The sequence below is a fragment of the Cupriavidus sp. FW305-3-2-15-C-LB2 genome, assembly GCF_058787575.1.
Window position 1 is genome coordinate 24,856 of the sequence record NZ_JBYSZW010000065.1, and the last position, 17,447, is coordinate 42,302.

Here is a 17,447-nt window from a genome sequence, read left to right on the forward strand (position 1 = left end):
AACGCAGTACCCAATCAGGAGACAACATGAACGCACCTGCCGTCGCACAACAACCGCCCGTCCCGGTCACCATCCTTACCGGCTTCCTCGGCTCGGGCAAGACGACGCTGCTCAACCACATCCTGACGCAGAAGCATGGCCACCGCATCGCCGTGATCGAGAACGAGTTCGGCGAGGTCGATGTCGATTCCGACCTGGTGATGACCTCCGACGAAGAGATCTACCAGATGACCAACGGCTGCATCTGCTGCGTGGTCGATGTGCGCACCGACCTCGTGCGCATCCTGCAGAAGCTGCTGGAGCAGCCCGAGCGCTTCGACCATATCCTGGTCGAGACCAGCGGCCTGGCCGATCCCACGCCGGTGGCGGCCACCTTCTTCATGGACAACGAAGTCGCCAAGCAGGTCACGCTCGACGGCATCCTGACGCTGGTGGACGCGGTGCATATCGAGAGCCACCTCGATGATCCCCAACTGACCGGCTTCGACAACCAGGCCGTCGACCAGATCGTGGCGGCCGACCGCGTGATCCTCAACAAGACCGACCTGGTGAACGCCGCGCAGCTAGACAGGCTGGAGGCACGCATCCACCGCCTGAATGAGGGTGCGCAGATCCTGCGCTCAAACTTTGCACAGGTGGACCTGGGCAAGATCCTCGGCATCGGCGGCTTTACCACGGGCACGATCCAGGCGGACGCGCACGCTGACCACCACGAACATGCGCACGACCACGACCATCACGACCACGTGTGCGACGAGCATTGCGACCACGTGCACGATGACGACGCGCACGGCCACCGCCACGATCCGTCGGTGACGTCCGTATCGCTGGTGTTCGACCAGCCGTTCGACCGCCAGCGCCTGGAGCACGGCCTGAAGGCACTGCTCGCGGCGCAAGGGGACGATGTGTTCCGGATGAAGGGGATCGTGGCCGTGGAGGGCGATGACCGCCGCTACGTGCTGCAAGCCGTGCACCGGCTGATGGATTTTCATCCCGCCGATGCGTGGGGCGCGGAGGCCGCGCAAAGCAAGTTCGTATTTATCGGCCGGCACCTCGACAAGCTGCGCTTGCAGACGCTGCTGAGGGTCTGCCTGCCCGTGGCCCAGGCAGCCTGACGGTCCTGACCGGCAGCGGAGGCTGACCTCCCGTCAGTCCCCGCTGCTGCCCGGCACACGCTTGCGCAGCAAGTACCTTTGCGTACCCTCCATGACGCAGACGTCGTTCTGGTTTCGCACCTCCGACCGCATCGCCAGCACGCCGGTCGTACGACCGGGAACCAGCTCGGTGACGGTGAGGCGGCAGTACAACGTATCGCCGACATAGACAGGCGCGAGGAAGCGGCTGCTCTGCTCGATAAAGCCCTTCAGGGACTCCTCGACCATATGGGGAAACAGGCCCGCCCCCGCGGCAGTCTGGATCACGACCTGGAAGCCGTGCGCCAGCATGTGCGGCATGCCGAGAGCACGGCAGTACTCGACGTCGTAGTGAACCGGATGGTTGTCCCCGCTTGCCAGCTGGAACGCCGCGAACAGCGCGTCGGTCATGGTGCGGGACGGCAGGTTGAAGTGCTCTCCGAGTTCGAAATCCTCAAAGTAGCGTTGCGGACAAAGTTGATAGGCGTTCATGGCTTCTCCGTATTCCTGATGGTTGGTTCCGGCGCTGGCCTGCGCGGGTTTCGCTCAGTCGGCTTTCATATTCGTGGCGACGGCCACCCGCTTCCACTTCTCCAGTTCCGCGCGCAGGAACTGGTCGAGCCCCGCTGGTGTAGGCTGCGTCTCCAGCTGCAATCCGAGTTCGAAGGCTTTGCTTTGCAGGGCGGGATCGCTGAGTGCATCGCCAAGTGTCGAGACCAGCTTCTGGACAACTGCCGACGGTGTTCGGGCTGGCACGAATACCGCGTTCCAGGTGTACGCCTCATAGCCTGACACGGCTTCCGCAATCGCCGGCGTCTCCCTGGTCTGCGGCAGGCGTTTTCCCATCGACGTTCCCAGCAATCGCACCGTTCCCGCGCGCACCTGCGCCAGCCCTGTCGGTGCGCTGTCGATCATGAATTCGACATGGCCACCGATAAGATCGGCCATGGCAGGCGCGCTCCCCCGATATGGGACGTGGACCGCTTTCGTTCCTGCCGTGTAGTTCAGCAGTTCCCCGGCGAGATGCGGGGCACTGCCAACTCCGGCTGAGCCATAGTTGACCTGGCCGGGACGCGACTTCAGATAAGCGAAGAATTCCGGCAGTGTTTTCGCCGGGACGCCCTTGTTCACGACCAGCACCAGCGGCGCACGAGCCGCCAGCCCGACTGGCGCAAAGTCCTCGATCGTGCGATACGGCAGGCTGGCGTGAATGCTTGGGTTCACGGCATGCGCGACAGTGGTCAGCAGCAACGTATAGCCGTCCGGTGCCGCTTTCGCCGCGAGCTCGGTGCCGACTATCGTGCCGGCCCCCGACTTGTTCTCGACAACCACCGAGGTGTTCAGCTTGCGGCCCCAGCTTGCAGCCAGCGATCGGGCGAAGGTGTCCGTCGGCCCGCCAGCGGGGTACGGAACGATCAGTCGGACAGGCCGCACCGGGTAGTCTGTCTGCGCCACTGACGGGGACGCCCAGGCCAGGAGTGTTGCGGCGCTGCCCAGCGCGCTGGCGATCCTGCGGAAGAATGTGGTCATGTTGGTCTCCGATTCTTTTTCACGTAGCACAGGGGTAGCTGCGGTGACGAGCCGAAATATAGAATCGGACCCTACAAGGACACCAGTCGAAAGCTCCTGGGGTGTCGTTAGAATTCCTCTAAACATCCCCGGGAACTGTCGGGCAACGGAGACAAGCGTGCGTTTCGAACTCACCGATCTGCGAGTATTCCTCGCCATTGCGCAGGCCAAGAGCGTGACGGCAGGAGCGTCAGATATGCATTTGACGGCGCCTTCGGCCAGCTACCGCCTCAAGAACCTCGAACAGGCGATGGGCGTCCCGTTGTTCAACAGGACGCAGAAGGGCATGGCCCTGACGCCGGCGGGCGAGACGGTACAGCACTATGCCGAGGCGATCATGGAGAACGTCGAACGCTTGCAGTCGGAGATGCGGCGCCATACTGACGGCATTGAAGGGCATATCCGTGTCTACGCCAACAGCAGCACCATGGCCAGCCTGCCCGCCGCGCTTAGCCGGTTCCTGGCGGCGTACCCGAATGTCAATGTCGACCTGGAGGAGCACCTCAGCGAGGACAGCGTGCGGGCAGTGATCGAGGACCGTGCGGACGTCGGACTGGTGGCCGGCGCGATCGACATGCGGGGCCTGGAGTTCATTCGATATGGCGTCGATGAGCTGATGTTCGTGGTTCCGGCACGCCACCCGTCCGGGTTGCTCGACAAGATGTCCCTTGCACAGGCATTGGCTTACGACCTGGTATCCGTCGGCAGCAAGAGCAGCAATTTCCTCTTCCTCAATGACATGGCCGCGCGTGCCGGCATCAAGCCACGCGTTCGCGTGCATGCACCCGACTTTGCCGCGGCCATGCGTTGCGTACAGGAAGGCGCCGGCATCTCCCTCGTGCCACGTTCCGTAGCGGGTCCCCTGATTGAGCAAGGGGTGGTGGAAGGGGTCACCCTGGATGAGCCATGGGCCCGGCGCGAGCAGCGGATTGTCGTGCGGAGCCAGAAGGCGCTCCCGGCCTATACGCGGGACTTTATCCGGTATGTCGCCGAATGGGGCGCACCGGACGCTGCGCCCTAAGGGCAGGCATGCGGCCAGTTTCGAAGACTTCGAAGCCGCCTTAGGAATTCTCGACTGTTCGGGGGAAGAGGACCGTTCCTATACTTTGTCGTCCGGCCCGTGTGCCGCCAGGTCCCTTCATTCTCCCTCCATGAAACCCAGCCTACGCCCCCTTGATGGCATCACCGTTCTGGCGCTTGAGCACGCTGTAGCGGCGCCCTTTGCCAGCCGCCAGCTCGCCGATCTCGGCGCCCGCGTCATCAAGGTGGAACGCCCGCTCGTTGGCGATTTCGCCCGCGACTATGACCATTCCGTGCACGGCCAGTCGTCGTTCTTTGTCTGGGCAAATCGCGGCAAGGAAAGCCTCACGCTGGATCTCAAGAAGCCCGAGGCCAAGGCGATCGTGCACAAGCTGCTCGCCGAAGCGGACGTGTTCATCCAGAACCTGGCGCCGGGAGCCGCCCAACGCATGGGACTGGACTTCGAGTCATTGCATGCTGACTATCCTGAGCTGATCGTCTGCGATATCTCAGGGTATGGTGACAGCGGGCCATACCGCGACAAGAAGGCCTATGACCTGTTGATCCAGGCCGCTGCGGGCCTGATCTCGGTAAGCGGTACGGAAGCTGCGCCGTCGCGCACCGGCATTTCCATCGCGGACATTGCCGCTGGCATGTACGCCTATACCGGCATCCTGTCCGCCTTGCTGCAACGCGCACGGACTGGCGCCGGCCTCCGGGTTGAAGTCACCATGCTCGAGGCGTTGAGCGAATGGATGTCATATCCCCTGAACTTCGCTCACTATGGCGGCACGCCGCCGGCACGCAACGGCGTTGCGCATCCGGGTATCGCCCCCTATGGCCAGTACCAGACCGGCGATGGGGCCAGCGTCATCTTCGGGCTGCAGAACGAACGGGAATGGCAGCGGTTCTGCTCCGAGGTGCTGGAGGACCCGGCCCTGGCGGCAGATGACCGCTTTAACTCCAATCTCCAACGCGTCGCCAATCGCGCGGCGCTGGACCAGGAGATCGCCAGTCATCTCCGCTCCATGACCGGGGAACAGCTGGTCAAGCGTCTCGATCGCGGGGGCATTGCCAACTCGCCCCTGAACGACATGCATGATGTTTGGCAGCACGCGCAATTTGCCGCACGCAATCGCTGGCGGGAAGTCCAGACGCCGGGTGGCGCCATCCAGGCACTTCTGCCGCCGGCTACGCTGTCGGGCGTACCGGCTTCCATGGGGAATGTTCCGGCAGTCGGCGAGCACTCTGCTTCTGTCCTGAAGTCGCTCGGCATGAGCGAGGCAGAGATCGAAGCCCTGGCGGCCGCGGGCACGATCTGAGTGCTGAAGGCCCTGAGCAACAGGGGGCCGGCTCGCCGTCAGCCCCCCTGCTGCGCTGCCGCCCGCAAGGTCTGCGACGGCAGCTCGCCAAACTCGCGCCGGTACTCGCGCGAGAACAGGCTCAGGTGCGTAAAGCCGTGCCGCAGCGCAATCGCGCTGACCATCCCCTTCTGTTGCCGCGCCCGTTGCAGATCGGCGCGTGCGCCATGCAGGCGCAGCAGACGCAGGTACTCCATCGGCGTGGTGTTCTTGCTCTTGCGAAAACCCAGCTGCAAGGTGCGCGCCGATACGCCGCAATGTGCGGCGATCTGCTCCAGCGTCAGCGGCTGTTCAAGATTGGCGCGCAGGTAGGCGATGGCATTGCGCACATAGTCAGGCAGCACCGCCTCGAACCGGCGCGGCAGCATATTGCCGTCCGCGGCAAAGCGGTCGAGCAGCAGTGTCGACAGCACGATGCGCTCGATGCTGCCGTCCACCGCCGGCACGCCGCTGCCTTCGCGCCGCACCCGCGTTTCCGCGCGCAGGTAGCTCACCAGCGCCTGCCAGCGCGCGGCGCGGCCATCGTCCGCCACCGGCTGCATGTCGAATTCAATCGGCACCGGCGGCTCGAAGCTGAACTGCTGGCGGAACGCCTCGTCGATCAGCTGCCGGCGGATCACCACGCTGAAGCGTTCGCAGCCAGGGTCCAGCGACAACGTGGCCGGCACGGTGGGCGAGAACACAAAGGTCGCACCCGGCGGCATCAGCATCGCACCGCGCGGGGTCTCCACGCGGCACGTACCCGCCAGCACGGTCTGGATCACGAACTCATCCTTGTTCGGCTGCGGCTCGATCTGCACTGCCTGGTTGTAGGCAATGGTGACCAGCGTCAGCCGGCCGATGGTGCTGGTGTCGATACGGGCATCGAGCGCCGCATCGGCCTCCGTCGCGCGCAGCCGCGTGGGACCGAACACGCGGCCAGACAGAGACTGGATGCGGTCGAGGTCACCGCCGCGGCTGACTGGCGAGCGGGAGGCAGCAGCAGACCATCCTGCGGTGGGTGACATGGCGTTGGGAAAATGGTGGAAAGCGCCGGGAATACGTCTTCGCTTCCAGCGCATTCGGATAGCAATGAAGAAGCGCATCCATCCTATGACCACCCCCGCCCTCACGCAACCCAAGGGAAACCCCTGATGCCCCGGGCGCGCATTTTGCAAGCGCGATTGCGGCCCGGTGCCAGGGCCTTCGCAATAGCGCTATGACGGCATGCCGTGCATCACTACTGTGCAAGGCATGCGTCGGCCATGCGCCGCGCATGGCACCGTGACGGACCGAGCCCGGCAACCAACAGACCGGGCCAGCCGCCGCCGGCATGGCGCACTTTCCCCCAGCACGCGGCAGGAGACAACATCATGCAAGCAGCGGTTCACCCCGTCGACCAGGTCCTGCCGGCACGCGCCATGGCGACGCTCGGCTTCCAGCACATGCTGGTCAGTTATCTCGGTGCCATCGCCGTGCCGATGATCGTGGCCGGCGCGCTCAAGATGACGCCGGCGCAGACCACCATGCTGATCAGCACCGCGCTGTTCACCTCCGGCATCGCCACCCTGCTGCAGACCGTCGGCTTCTGGAAGTTCGGCGTGCGCCTGCCGCTGATGCAGGGCGTTGCATTCAGTTCAGTGGGCCCCGTCATCGCCATCGGCACCGATCCGTCGCTGGGCTTCAACGGCGTCTGCGGCGCCATCATCGCCGCGGGCGTAATCGCGATGTTCCTTGCGCCGATCATTGGCAAGCTCAAGCGCTTCTTCCCGCCGGTGGTTAGCGGTTGCACCATCACCGCGGTGGGCCTGTCGCTGTTCCCGGTTTCGTTTCACTGGTTTGGAGGCGGAAGGGGAGCGTCGGATTTCGGCGCCCCCATTTTTTTCATCGTTGCCTTCGGCGTGGTGGCGCTGATCCTGTTCATCAACCGGCACGGCGGCGAGCTGATCCGCAACCTGTCCGTCGTGATCGGCCTGCTGGTCGGCGGCGCGGTGGCGTGGATGCTGGGCATGGGCAGCTTCGACGAAGTCGCGCGCGCACCGTGGTTCACCATGGTGACGCCGTTTGCCTTCGGCATGCCCACCTTCAACGTGGGCGCCATCACCACCATGGTGATCGTGATGGTGGTGCAGATGGTGGAATCGATGGGCCTGTTCATCGCCGTCGGCGATATCGTCAAGCGCCCCCTGACCGAGCGCGATGCCACCCGCGGCCTGCGTGCCAACGGCCTGGCCAGCGCCATCGGCGGCATGTTCGCGGCGTTCCCGTATATCGCCTTCATGGAGAACGTGGGCCTGGTCATCGTCACCGGGGTGCGCAGCCGCTGGGTAGTGGCCACCTGCGGCGCGATGCTGTGCGCCGTGGCGCTGGTGCCCAAGATCGGCGCCCTGTTTGCCTCGATCCCGGCCGCGGCGCTGGGCGGTGCAACCATGGTCATGTTCGGCGTAGTCGTGGCCGCCGGCATCAAGACGCTGGGAGAGGTCGAATACGACCGCAATCCCAACAACCTCTCCATCGTCTCCATCACGCTCGGCTGCGCGATGATGCCCGTGATGCTGCCCGGCATGCTGGAGAAGCTGCCCGGCTTCCTGCAGCCCTTTGTCCACAGCAGCGTGATCATCGCCTGCGTGGTCTCTGTGCTGCTCAACCTGATTCTCAACGGCGTGCCCGCCCGTGAAGCCGACGAGCTGCCCGCCAGTGCCGACAACGTCCAAGGGGTCTGAAACATGGTGCAGAACACCAACACCACCAGCGCCGCGCCCGCCGGCGGCCTGCTGATCCGCAACGCCGCCGCCGTGATGACCGGCCGCACCGGCAATGCCGCGCGAGCGGGCGCCGCCGACATCCGCATCCGCGACGGCCGCATCGCCGAGATCGGTGCAGTCCTGCTGCGCCAGGGCGACGAAACTGTGCTGGACGCCACCGGTTGCGTGGTCTACCCGGGCTGGGTCAACACCCACCACCACCTGTTCCAGAACCTGCTCAAGGCCGTACCCAGCGGCATGAACGTGGGGCTGGAGCAATGGCTGGCCTCCGTCGCCTACCCGCGCCTGGCGCGCTTCACGCCGGAGATCTTTCGTACCGCCGTGCGACTGGGCATGGCCGAACTGCTGCTGTCCGGCACCACCACCTGCGCCGATCACCACTACCTGTATCACCACGGCCATGGGGCGGAGACCGGGGACGTGCTGTTCGAGGTAGCGGAAGAGCTTGGCATGCGCCTGGTGCTGTGCCGCGGCGGCGCCATCCAGTCAGCCTCCGATCATCCGGGTATGCGCGCCACCGCGCTGGTGCCCGAGACGCTGGACGTGATGCTGGCCGATATCGAGCGACTGAAGGCGCGCTATCACGACGCTTCGGCCGATGGCCTGCGCCGCGTAGTGGTCGCACCAACGACACCAACCTTTTCGCTGCCCCCCGCACTGCTGCGCGAGCTGGCCGCCTTCGGGCGCGGCATGGACCTGCGGCTGCATTCGCACCTGTCGGAGACCGACAACTACGTGAAGTTCTGCCGCGAGAAGTACCAGTGCACGCCGGTGCAGTTCGTGGCCGACCACGACTGGCTGGGGCCGGACGTCTGGTTCGCGCACCTGGTCACCGTGAATCCCGAAGAGATCCGAATGCTCGCCGTAACCAACACCGGCATGGCGCACTGCCCCGTCAGCAATGCGCGGCTCGGCAGCGGCATTGCGCCAGTGCGCGCGATGGCCGATGCGGGCGTGCCGATTTCACTGGGCGTGGATGGAGTGGCGTCCAATGAATCGGGCAGCATGGTGCATGAGGCCAATTTCGCGTGGCTGGTGCACCGGGCGCTGGGCGGGGCCGCGCAAACCCGCGTGGAGGAAGTCATCCACTGGGGTACCGCAGGCGGTGCGCAGGTGCTGGGGCTGCCGGGTATCGGCACGCTCGCGCCAGGGCAGTCTGCCGACCTGGCGATCTATGACGTCAGCGGGCTGCGGTTCCATGGCTTCCATGACATCGGCACTGCGCCTGTGGCGGCTGGCGAGCCTACGCCGGTGCGGGATGTGCTGGTGCGGGGGCGGCACGTGGTGCGTGATGGCGCGATCGTGGGGCTGGATCTGGAGAAGCTGCGCCGGGAGGCGCGGGAGGCATTGGCGACGCTGGTGGATTGAGGCGAGTGGTTTAGGCGTTTGGCTATTTGCTGGCGGGCGTGGCTCGGGCAGGATGCGGCGTCCGTGTAGGAATGCGAAGTGTCTTATCGAGTTGTTGGCTCTGACGCGGGAGACTGACACGGTCATCGCACACAACGGTGACCGGGTGTGGAAACCCGAATGTCAGCAGCCGGACGGTCGTCCCTGACGACCGTTCTTGCCTATACGGGCAAGCCATCTATGGCGGGCCGGATGAGGCAGCCGCAAGGCTGACCGGCAATGGCTGTGGCACCGGTTTCCACCCTCGTCGTCAGGCCCGCCGCCCTTCCCTAACGTCGTGCGGCGGACCTTCACTCAACGATAGGAGGTCCTATGTCGGAAACCGATCTATCCACGGCGCGGTACAGCCTTCAGTCAGTCTCGGCTGGTATGGATGGTGTGCTTACCCTGCTGGAACAGCAGAGTGTGCAATTCGAGGGCTGCTTTAGTGCATTTTGCTTGTTGGGGCTGGTGAAGGCGCAGCTGGAGAGTGTGTTGGCGGATGAGCTGCCTGCGTCTTAACGGGGATGGCTTCCCGGCATTGATGACTGTGACGTCGGGAAGCTCCTTGGGAAATGACGGCGGCTCACGATCAGGCGTCCCAAGGGTTCAGGACGCTCACGCCAGTTGCCATGAAGTCGGCGACATTTCGTGTAACGACGGTCATTCCATGCACGATTGCTGTTGCGGCAATCAACGCATCCCGCTCCGATTGCCGGTCTGGTACGTGCAGCCGAGCGCAACGCAGGGCCACGGCGGTATCAATGGGCAAAACGCGGCCTGCGAATTCGGGCAATACATGGTGGTCCAGCCACGCCCGCAGCAGCGCACCTTGGCGGGCATCCCGCCGCTCGATTTGCAAGACACCGGTTTCCAGTTCCATGATGGTGACCGCCGACACAAAGAGCCAAGCTGCATCAACGCTGGCAGACCACGCTGCAACGTTTGCATCAGCCTTACCGGCTCGGACCTTGCGCAGTTCGGAAACGACATTGGTATCGAGCACGAACATCATGTGAGATCAGCGGGCCGGAATTTGATGTTGGCACGTGGGGGATTGAACTCGATGTCCTCAATGCCGGGCATCGCGAGTGCATCTGCAATATTGCGACGCTGCTGGGTGAGCCTCTGATATTCCTCGAAGCTCAACAGCACATGCGCCGGTTTGCCGCGGTCCGTGATGAAGACCGGACCGTCCTTCGTCGCCTTCTTGGCTTTTGTCACGTCCTGATTGAGTTCTCGGCTCGATAGGGTTGTGATCGTCATGATGACCCTCCTAGCAACTTCAATGTAGTTACGTTACTACAATGAAAAGGGTGGCGCAACCCTGCTTTGCCAACATCACGAGGAGGTGCCCCGCCTACGTTGATAGGCCCGCGCTGAGCCGCAAGCCATGCGGAATTCCGATGCGTCAATTGACGACGCACCGGCGTCGTCAGCGCGACTCAGCCTGCAACGCGGCTGAATCAATCCGCTTACTTCGCCGCAGTCTTCACCTGGTCCCCCGTGTAGCTCAGCGACGCCAGCTCTTCCTTCGCCTTCTCCGGCGTTTCCAGCTCCAGCACCACGCGGCCCACCATCAGCCCCAGCGACGGCGAGCTGCGCACGTACTTGGTCTCGCCGGCATCCAGCACGAAGCTGAGTGTCTTCTCGGTTTCGGTCGAGGCCGCCGCGACATACTTGCCAGCCGTGCGGTCCACGAAGAAGAAACCGCCGGGCTTGGATTCGCCAACGACCTGGCTATTCAGGCGGATATCCGGCTGGATGGCCGCCCCGAACATCGACGCCGAACGCAGGAAATAAATCCGACCCTCGCCCGGCTTCAGCGTGGGCATCGATGCCGCCATCTCGGCGTGCTTCACGCCCGAAGCGCATCCCGCCAGCAGCGATGACACCGCCAGTCCGGCGATCAGCATGCGCGCAACCCGTTTCATTCCGATTCTCCCAAGTTCAAAGGTACTGCTGTCGTTAGCGGGGAGTAGTTCTGCTCCCCAGGCAGATAGAAGCCCACCAGCGTCTTGTTGCGGACGACCAGGTAGGCCTCATGAACGTGGCGGCCCTCGATTGTGAGAATGGTGCCGACGGGGCGGTAGACATCGCCTTGCGGGAGGCGCCCGACCTGCGACCAGGTCGACCTGGCAGCGAGGTCTCGGGAATAGCCGGTGTCGAGCTTGACCTGCGTTGGCGCCAGAAGCTGGACGCGCTTGGCCGTGGCAGCTGGCTGCATGAGCTCCACTGTTGCCGGGGTGGTCGCGATCATCGGGGCGCAGGCGGAGAGTGCCAGGCCAAAGCCTGTGGCGAGCCACAGGCGGCGGGCGCGGAAAGAGAAGGAGGTCATGGCTGGATACGCTCGGGTGTATGGCTCGCAGCCTGAGCGGCTGCGAGCCACAGCAATTGCGCCAGTCGGCACGATGCGGCGCCATTGGCACTTTCCCTTGGCGCCGCCCAGGTTGTCTTCTGAGGCTAATTACGACACTGGGACAGACATGCTTAATACAAAGCGGCACCCTACAGGAGGAGGGTGCCGCGGGAATTCTCCAGCAAGCTGACACAAATAGAAATCGTCTTCAGCCGAGTTTGGCTGCGGTTACGAAATTCCTCTCAATCCCCCTTGAAACCCGACGCCTTGATCACCGGCGTCCACCGTGCCGAAAGCGCGCTTGCATACCTGGCAACCTCATCAGAAGTGCCGCCCGGCAGGATGTCATACCCGGCGCGCGCCAGCTTCTCGCGCACGTCCGGCATGGCCAGCACCTTGCGCACGGCCTGATACCACTGCGCGGTCACGTCGGCCGGCGTGTTGGCGCGGACATAAAGCAGGTAGCGCGACGAGGTCACCAGGTTGGGGAAACCAGACTCCGCAAACGTAGGCACATCCGGCAAGGCATCGGCGCGCTTTTCCCCTGCCACGGCCAGCACGCGAAGCTTGCCGCCGCGATGCAGCTCGGTGAAGGTCGTGATGGCGTCCATGCCCGCCGCGACCTGGTTACCCATTATTTCCGTCACCATCGCCGCGCCACCGCGATACGGCACCAGCGTACTGCCGGTGCGCGACTGGCTGACGAACTCCACGGCAAGGAAATGCAGCAGCGAGCCAACCGTGCTGATGCCGATCGAATAGTCAGCCGGCTTGACCCTGGCGGCCTTGACGAAGTCGGCCAGTGTCTTGATGGGTGAGCTGGCGCTGACTGCAATACCGAACTGGACGCCCGTCACATCGGTGATCGCCGTGAAGTCGGTGGCGGGGTTGAAGCGCATATTGCTGTAGATCAGCGGCCCGATGAACATCGGATCGACAGGTGCCAGCAGCACGGTGGTGCCGTCGGCCGGGGCGTTCTTCAGCACTTCGGCCGCCACGCGCGTCCCGGCACCGGGGCGGTTGTCGACGATGACGGTACGGCCCATGGCATCTTTCAGCTTCTCGGACAGCAGGCGGCCCATGTAGTCGGCCGGCCCTCCCGGCGGAAACGGCACGATGATGCGCGATACGGACTGCCCCCATGCGGCCCTGGAGAGCAGGCCACCGGTACACAGAGCGGCGGCGGTGCCGGCCAGCATGGCGCGGCGCGACAGCCGTGGGGCGTAAGCAGGTTTGCGTTCGTTCATGGGAAGCTCCTGGGTCTAGATGCCGGTTTGCAGGTCGGTGTAAGGGGTAAAACCCGCCGCGTCCTCAATGGCCTGGCCGGCGCGCAGCAACAGGTCTTCGCGGAAGCGCCATGCCATCAGCTGCACGCCGACCGGCACGCCGCCGGCCATGCCCGTCGGCACGGACAGCCCCGGCATGCCAAGCATCGCTGTTGCCAGCATGGGGCTCTGTGCGTCCAGCAAGGCCCGGTTCTCTTCGGGCGTGCGGGTATCCGCGTCTTGCACGCTCGGGCGCTGCCACGACACCGGCATCAGCACCAGCGGATACGTTTGCATGAACAGCGACCAGTTGCGTGCGATCGCCTGGCGGCGTGCCAGGGCATCGAGAAAGCCATCGCGGTCGGTCTCCTGCATCCCGTCCAGCATGTTGCGCTGGCTTTGCCGCATGGCCTCGTCGCCATGCTGGTCAACGCCTGCGATGATGTTGCGGCGGCTGTCGTCGACCGTCAGCGTGCGCCACAGCGCTGCCGCTTCCAGGAAGTCAGGCAGCCTGGCTTCTTCGACGGCGTAGCCCGCTTGCTGCAGCCATTGCCCGGCACTGTCCAGCGCCGCGCTGACCGCTGGGTCGACGGGAACGCCCGGACACCGCCGGAACAGCGCCACGCGTATCGGTCCCGGCGGCAGCGGCAGTTCCAGCGGCACCGGCACCCATGCCGGGTCGCGCCCGTCATAGCGGGCCATGGCGTGGTAGCCGAGCCGCAGGTCGGCAATGCTGCGCGCCAGCGGCCCCTGCACGGACATGAGTTGTGGCGTGATGCTGCGCTCGGCAGTGGCCGACGGGTTGTACGCGGGCACCCGCCCGGTCGTCGGCCGCAAGCCGGCGACACCGCAGGCATAGGCCGGATAGCGAATGGAGCCGCCGATGTCATTGCCATGCGCCAGCGCCCCCATGCCGGAAGCGACCGCGGACGCGGCACCGCCGCTGGAGCCGCCGGGAGTGATATCCGCATCCCACGGGTTCAGCGTGCGCCCGTGCAGGCCGTTGTCGGTAAACCAGCGCGAGGAATAGGTAGCCGTATTGCTGCGCCCGACGATGATGGCCCCGGCACTACGCAGGTTCGCAACCACGGGGGCATCCTCACGCGCGACGTTGTGCTTCAGCGGAATCACGCCGTTGGTGGTGGCATGGCCTGCCTGGTCGACATTGATCTTGATCGTGACCGGCACGCCATGGAGCGGCCCCAGCTCTGCGCCCTCAGCGACCTGGCGGTCCGCGGCATCCGCGCTGGCCATCGCCTCTTCTGCCAGCACCTCCGGCAACGCATTCAGGCGAGGGTTAAGGGCATCGATGCGGGCCAGCACGCTGGCCGTGACCTCCCGGCAGGAAATCTCGCGCCGCCGCACGGCATCGGCAATATCGACAGCGCTCCAGCGCCAAAGCAATTCAGCAGGTTTCACGTCAAGGCTCCCAGGATTCAGGCAATAGGAATCCCACCCGCCGTGTCGGATGCGACGATGGCGGTTGGGTGTGCAGAAAAAAGGGGGACGCTAGCGCGTCAGGGACCAGTCGACCGGGCTCATCAGCAAGCTCCCGCGGTCCACGCGGGATTCGGCTTCCAGGGCCAGGGATTCGGCATGCTCCATGTGCTCCTGCATCAGGGCACGCGCACGCTCCGGGTCACGCGACCGGAAGGCTTCAATCAGCGCGTTGTGGCTGTGGAAGATCTCTTCATCAAAGTCGTCGAAATCATCCTGCGCATTCCGGACCACGATGACGCGGCGGATGATGTCGTTGAGCAGGCGGCAGAACAACGCCAGCATCGGGCTGCTGCAGGCATCGGCCAGGCGGTCGTGGAACAGCAGGTCGGCCTCGCGCCGCTCGTTCCAGTCCGTGCTGCCGCCATGTTCCGGGTGGCTCAGCCCGATCAGCGCTTCGAGATCGGCGATGTCGGCATCGGTCAGGCGCAAGGCGGCGTTGGCGGCCAGCTCCGGCTCAACCGCGCGGCGCAGGGCGTACAGCGTGACGATGTCGACCGACTGGAAGTACAGGAAGTTGGACACTGCCTCCAGGCATCGCTCATAAGGCGGCTGCGTCAGCGTGGCACCGCCGTTTGGCCCCGTGCTGACCTTGACCAGCCCCTGCGCCTGCAGCGAGGCAAGCGCCTCACGCACCGTCCCGCGTGCGACGCCCATCTGTTCGATCAACGCTGCTTCCTGCGGCAGCTTGTCTCCGACCTTCTGGTGCGTCTGCACGATCCAGCGCTTGATATCGTTGACCACCTGGTCCGAGCGCTTCACGCGTTTGCTGCCCTCTATCTGCGGGGTCGGCTTGGAATCCATCGCTTCGTATTTATGATCATAATTACTATGATTATGGTGAAGGACTGGGCTTTTCCTATGCGGGTATTCCCGGCGAGACGGGTCAAGAGCTGCAACAAGTCGGGGGTCATGGAGGGTCGGACCCGCCGACATTCGCGCGATCCGCGCGCCCACCGGCGAACGAAATCCGTCGATTCGGCCCTTGGGCCTGGAGCGGCGCTTTGCAATGGCCTATACCTGACGCAAGCCAACCATCTTGATCACGGGGTATCCCATGCACCACGCCTTCCCGCCCAACGACGACCCCAACGCCATGGCCTACTGGCGCGCGCGCCGCATGGTGCACGCCCTGCGCGGCTGGTACATCCACCTGCTGGTCTACGCTGTCGTCAACGGCTGGCTGTGGTTCCGCTTCTTCTACTTTCCGTCGCCGCGGTGGTCGCATTACGCCGCCACCGGCTGGCCATGGCCGCTGACCACCACCCTGGCCTGGGGCCTGGCGCTGACCGTGCATGGGTTGCTGGTATGGATGCGGCTGTCGCGCCGCGGGCGTGACTGGGAACAGCGCAAGATCCAGGAATTCATGGATCGCAAGTGAATCCCTCAGCCGGCGGCGCAGTGGCCCCCCCCGACCGCCTTACATCTGCCGGAAGCGGTGCATGTAGGCGCGCGATACCGGCAGTTCGGCTTCGCTGTCACGCATCCGGACAAAGAGCCGCCCTGCCTCATCGCGGCGCGTTCCGGCCACGTATTCCATGTTGACGATGGACGAGCGGTGGATCTGCCAGAACACCTCGGGATCGAGGCCGGCGATCAACTCCGCCAGCGGCGTGCGGATCAGGTGCTCGCCATCGCGGGTATGCACGACCACGTACTTGTCGTCGCTCTGGAAGTACATCACTTCCTGGATCGGCACGTGGCTGGTGGTATTGCCACGGCTGGCGCGTACCCAGCGCAACTGGCCGCCGCTTTCCGCGCGCGGCTGGGCGCGTGTGAGCTGGCTGAGTAGCTGTGCCAGTTCCGGCAAAGGCGCCGCTTCCTGCAACGCCTTGCGCAGCCGCTCGATGGTGCGGCCGAGCCGTTCCTCGCTGACCGGCTTGACCAGGTAATCGACGGCCGCGCGCTCGAACGCATCGAGCGCGAATTCATCATAGGCCGTAACGAACACCAGCCGCGTATCGGTTTCAATCCCTTGCGCCACCTCCAGGCCGGACAGGCCGGGCATCTTGATGTCGAGGAAGGCTACGCTCGGCGACAACCGTGCGATGGCGTCGGCGGCTTCGATGCCGTTGGTCGCCTCGGCAACGATCTGCAGTTCTGGCCAATGGCGTTGCAGCTTGCTGCGCAGATATGCGCGCAGGTGCTCTTCGTCGTCGGCAATCAGGGCGGTGGGCGTCATGGGCGTCTCCGTTTCAGGATGCACGCGGCAGCGGGATTTCGATCAGCACGGCAGTGCCGGGCGAGCGTTCTTCAATCCGAACGTGGGCGTCACCGTCATACAGCACGGCCAGCCGTTCACGCAGGTTAGAAAGCCCGACGCCGGCGCCGGCCGAGGGACGAAAGCCCATGCCATCGTCCTCGATGGTCGCCAGCATGCGCGGGCCGCGCCGCTCCAGCCGGACCAGCAGCCGCCCGCCTTCGATCTTGGGCTCCAGCCCATGCTTGATCGCATTCTCGACCACGGGCTGCAGCAGCATCGGCGCCAGCGGCATCGATTCGAGTTCGGGGTCGACATCGACCGAGTAATGCAGCCGGTCCCCCATGCGGATCCGGATCAGCGCCAGATAGTCACGCAGCAGCTTCGCCTCCTGCGCCACCGTGCCTTGCGTGGCGCGGCTGGCTGCAAGCGATGCGCGCAGGTACGCGATGAAATGCTCCAGCATCAGCGTGGCCTTCTGCGGCGCGGGCTCGATCAGGCTGACCACGTTGGCCAGGGTGTTGAACAGGAAGTGCGGTTCGATCTGGGCCTGCAGCAGGCGCATGCGGGCTTCGACCAGCTGCTTCTCCGTCGACAGCGTGCGCACCTGTTCCTGCGCCATGTATTGCGCGATCTTGCGCTCTTCCCACTGCCGCCCGAGCAGGCCGACGCGACTCCACGTCATCACGCCGTGTATCGCCAGCCCGATACCCCAGCCCACGAGCGGCCCACCAGACCACGGCCGATGCGGCGATCCCACCAGATGGAAGCCGATCAGCAATGCATTGACCGCCACGTAGACCATGGCGTGCATATAGAAGAAACGCAGCGCGCGCACGCGGCGGCGGGCGTCTTCAAAGGCGCGCTGCTCGGGGGCGGATCGCCAGATGCGGGAGTCTGGGGGGTGCACGTG

Annotated in this window: 19 protein-coding genes; 7 read left to right on the forward strand and 12 right to left on the reverse strand. The window is 64.7% G+C overall.

Going from position 1 to position 17,447, the window contains the following annotated elements; all coding sequences use genetic code 11:
- Nucleotides 1–26 precede the first annotated feature (26 nt).
- A complete protein-coding gene (locus AC3WRR_RS31810; protein ID WP_010812282.1) occupies nucleotides 27–1,115 on the forward strand; it encodes a CobW family GTP-binding protein in 1,089 nt (362 codons plus the stop codon).
- 33 nt (nucleotides 1,116–1,148) lie between these two features.
- On the opposite strand, the gene AC3WRR_RS31815 is transcribed toward AC3WRR_RS31810, so the two are convergent.
- A complete protein-coding gene (locus AC3WRR_RS31815; protein ID WP_010812283.1) occupies nucleotides 1,149–1,625 on the reverse strand; it encodes a MaoC family dehydratase in 477 nt (158 codons plus the stop codon).
- Nucleotides 1,626–1,679: 54 nt separating this feature from the next.
- A complete protein-coding gene (locus AC3WRR_RS31820) occupies nucleotides 1,680–2,663 on the reverse strand; it encodes a tripartite tricarboxylate transporter substrate binding protein (RefSeq protein ID WP_492299114.1) in 984 nt (327 codons plus the stop codon).
- 157 nt (nucleotides 2,664–2,820) lie between these two features.
- Here AC3WRR_RS31820 and AC3WRR_RS31825 point away from each other — a divergent pair, with 157 nt between their 5' ends.
- Complete coding sequence (locus AC3WRR_RS31825; RefSeq protein ID WP_439671031.1) at nucleotides 2,821–3,723, forward strand: LysR family transcriptional regulator; 903 nt, start codon at nucleotides 2,821–2,823, stop codon at nucleotides 3,721–3,723.
- A 130-nt stretch (nucleotides 3,724–3,853) separates the two neighbouring features.
- Complete coding sequence (locus AC3WRR_RS31830) at nucleotides 3,854–5,044, forward strand: CaiB/BaiF CoA transferase family protein (RefSeq protein WP_492299121.1); 1,191 nt, start codon at nucleotides 3,854–3,856, stop codon at nucleotides 5,042–5,044.
- A gap of 38 nt (nucleotides 5,045–5,082) precedes the next feature.
- Here AC3WRR_RS31830 and AC3WRR_RS31835 read toward each other — a convergent pair whose 3' ends face one another.
- Nucleotides 5,083–6,090 (reverse strand): AraC family transcriptional regulator, encoded by a 1,008-nt coding sequence (locus AC3WRR_RS31835; protein ID WP_037023832.1) that lies wholly within the window; start codon nucleotides 6,088–6,090, stop codon nucleotides 5,083–5,085.
- A 345-nt stretch (nucleotides 6,091–6,435) separates the two neighbouring features.
- On the opposite strand from AC3WRR_RS31835, the gene AC3WRR_RS31840 reads away from it, so the two are divergent.
- The 3 genes from AC3WRR_RS31840 (at nucleotide 6,436) to AC3WRR_RS31850 (ending at nucleotide 9,735) form a co-directional block, all read left to right on the forward strand.
- On the forward strand, nucleotides 6,436–7,785 hold the full coding sequence (locus tag AC3WRR_RS31840) for a nucleobase:cation symporter-2 family protein (RefSeq protein ID WP_058698055.1): 1,350 nt from the start codon (nucleotides 6,436–6,438) through the stop codon (nucleotides 7,783–7,785).
- 3 nt (nucleotides 7,786–7,788) lie between these two features.
- Nucleotides 7,789–9,195 carry an amidohydrolase family protein gene (locus AC3WRR_RS31845; RefSeq protein WP_439668318.1) on the forward strand — a complete coding sequence of 469 codons (1,407 nt, stop codon included), beginning with the start codon at nucleotides 7,789–7,791 and terminating at the stop codon, nucleotides 9,193–9,195.
- 351 nt (nucleotides 9,196–9,546) lie between these two features.
- Entirely contained in the window at nucleotides 9,547–9,735 is a 189-nt protein-coding gene (locus AC3WRR_RS31850; protein ID WP_439668319.1) for a DUF1484 family protein, read from the forward strand.
- Between the two features lie 70 nt (nucleotides 9,736–9,805).
- Here AC3WRR_RS31850 and AC3WRR_RS31855 read toward each other — a convergent pair whose 3' ends face one another.
- The 7 genes from AC3WRR_RS31855 to AC3WRR_RS31885 form a co-directional block, all read right to left on the reverse strand.
- On the reverse strand, nucleotides 9,806–10,228 hold the full coding sequence (locus AC3WRR_RS31855) for a type II toxin-antitoxin system VapC family toxin (protein ID WP_439668320.1): 423 nt from the start codon (nucleotides 10,226–10,228) through the stop codon (nucleotides 9,806–9,808).
- Nucleotides 10,225–10,479 carry a type II toxin-antitoxin system Phd/YefM family antitoxin gene (locus AC3WRR_RS31860; protein ID WP_010812292.1) on the reverse strand — a complete coding sequence of 85 codons (255 nt, stop codon included), beginning with the start codon at nucleotides 10,477–10,479 and terminating at the stop codon, nucleotides 10,225–10,227. Before AC3WRR_RS31860 ends, AC3WRR_RS31855 begins: the two co-directional genes overlap by 4 nt.
- A gap of 209 nt (nucleotides 10,480–10,688) precedes the next feature.
- Entirely contained in the window at nucleotides 10,689–11,147 is a 459-nt protein-coding gene (locus AC3WRR_RS31865; protein WP_010812293.1) for a DUF2846 domain-containing protein, read from the reverse strand.
- On the reverse strand, nucleotides 11,144–11,551 hold the full coding sequence (locus AC3WRR_RS31870) for a hypothetical protein (RefSeq protein WP_492299116.1): 408 nt from the start codon (nucleotides 11,549–11,551) through the stop codon (nucleotides 11,144–11,146). The genes AC3WRR_RS31865 and AC3WRR_RS31870 overlap by 4 nt, the downstream gene beginning before the upstream one ends.
- A gap of 263 nt (nucleotides 11,552–11,814) precedes the next feature.
- On the reverse strand, nucleotides 11,815–12,819 hold the full coding sequence (locus AC3WRR_RS31875; protein ID WP_058698051.1) for a Bug family tripartite tricarboxylate transporter substrate binding protein: 1,005 nt from the start codon (nucleotides 12,817–12,819) through the stop codon (nucleotides 11,815–11,817).
- A 15-nt stretch (nucleotides 12,820–12,834) separates the two neighbouring features.
- Nucleotides 12,835–14,256, reverse strand: a complete 1,422-nt coding sequence (locus AC3WRR_RS31880; protein ID WP_058698050.1) for an amidase family protein — start codon at nucleotides 14,254–14,256, stop codon at nucleotides 12,835–12,837.
- A gap of 90 nt (nucleotides 14,257–14,346) precedes the next feature.
- The gene (locus tag AC3WRR_RS31885) at nucleotides 14,347–15,138 is read right to left on the reverse strand and encodes a FadR/GntR family transcriptional regulator (protein WP_492299119.1); all 792 of its coding nucleotides are present in this window, start codon (nucleotides 15,136–15,138) and stop codon (nucleotides 14,347–14,349) included.
- A gap of 253 nt (nucleotides 15,139–15,391) precedes the next feature.
- On the opposite strand from AC3WRR_RS31885, the gene AC3WRR_RS31890 reads away from it, so the two are divergent.
- Entirely contained in the window at nucleotides 15,392–15,715 is a 324-nt protein-coding gene (locus AC3WRR_RS31890; protein ID WP_010812298.1) for a 2TM domain-containing protein, read from the forward strand.
- 39 nt (nucleotides 15,716–15,754) lie between these two features.
- On the opposite strand, the gene AC3WRR_RS31895 is transcribed toward AC3WRR_RS31890, so the two are convergent.
- The gene (locus tag AC3WRR_RS31895; protein WP_010812299.1) at nucleotides 15,755–16,516 is read right to left on the reverse strand and encodes a LytR/AlgR family response regulator transcription factor; all 762 of its coding nucleotides are present in this window, start codon (nucleotides 16,514–16,516) and stop codon (nucleotides 15,755–15,757) included.
- A 13-nt stretch (nucleotides 16,517–16,529) separates the two neighbouring features.
- Nucleotides 16,530–17,444 (reverse strand): sensor histidine kinase, encoded by a 915-nt coding sequence (locus AC3WRR_RS31900; RefSeq protein WP_041687550.1) that lies wholly within the window; start codon nucleotides 17,442–17,444, stop codon nucleotides 16,530–16,532.
- Nucleotides 17,445–17,447: the final 3 nt, after the last annotated feature.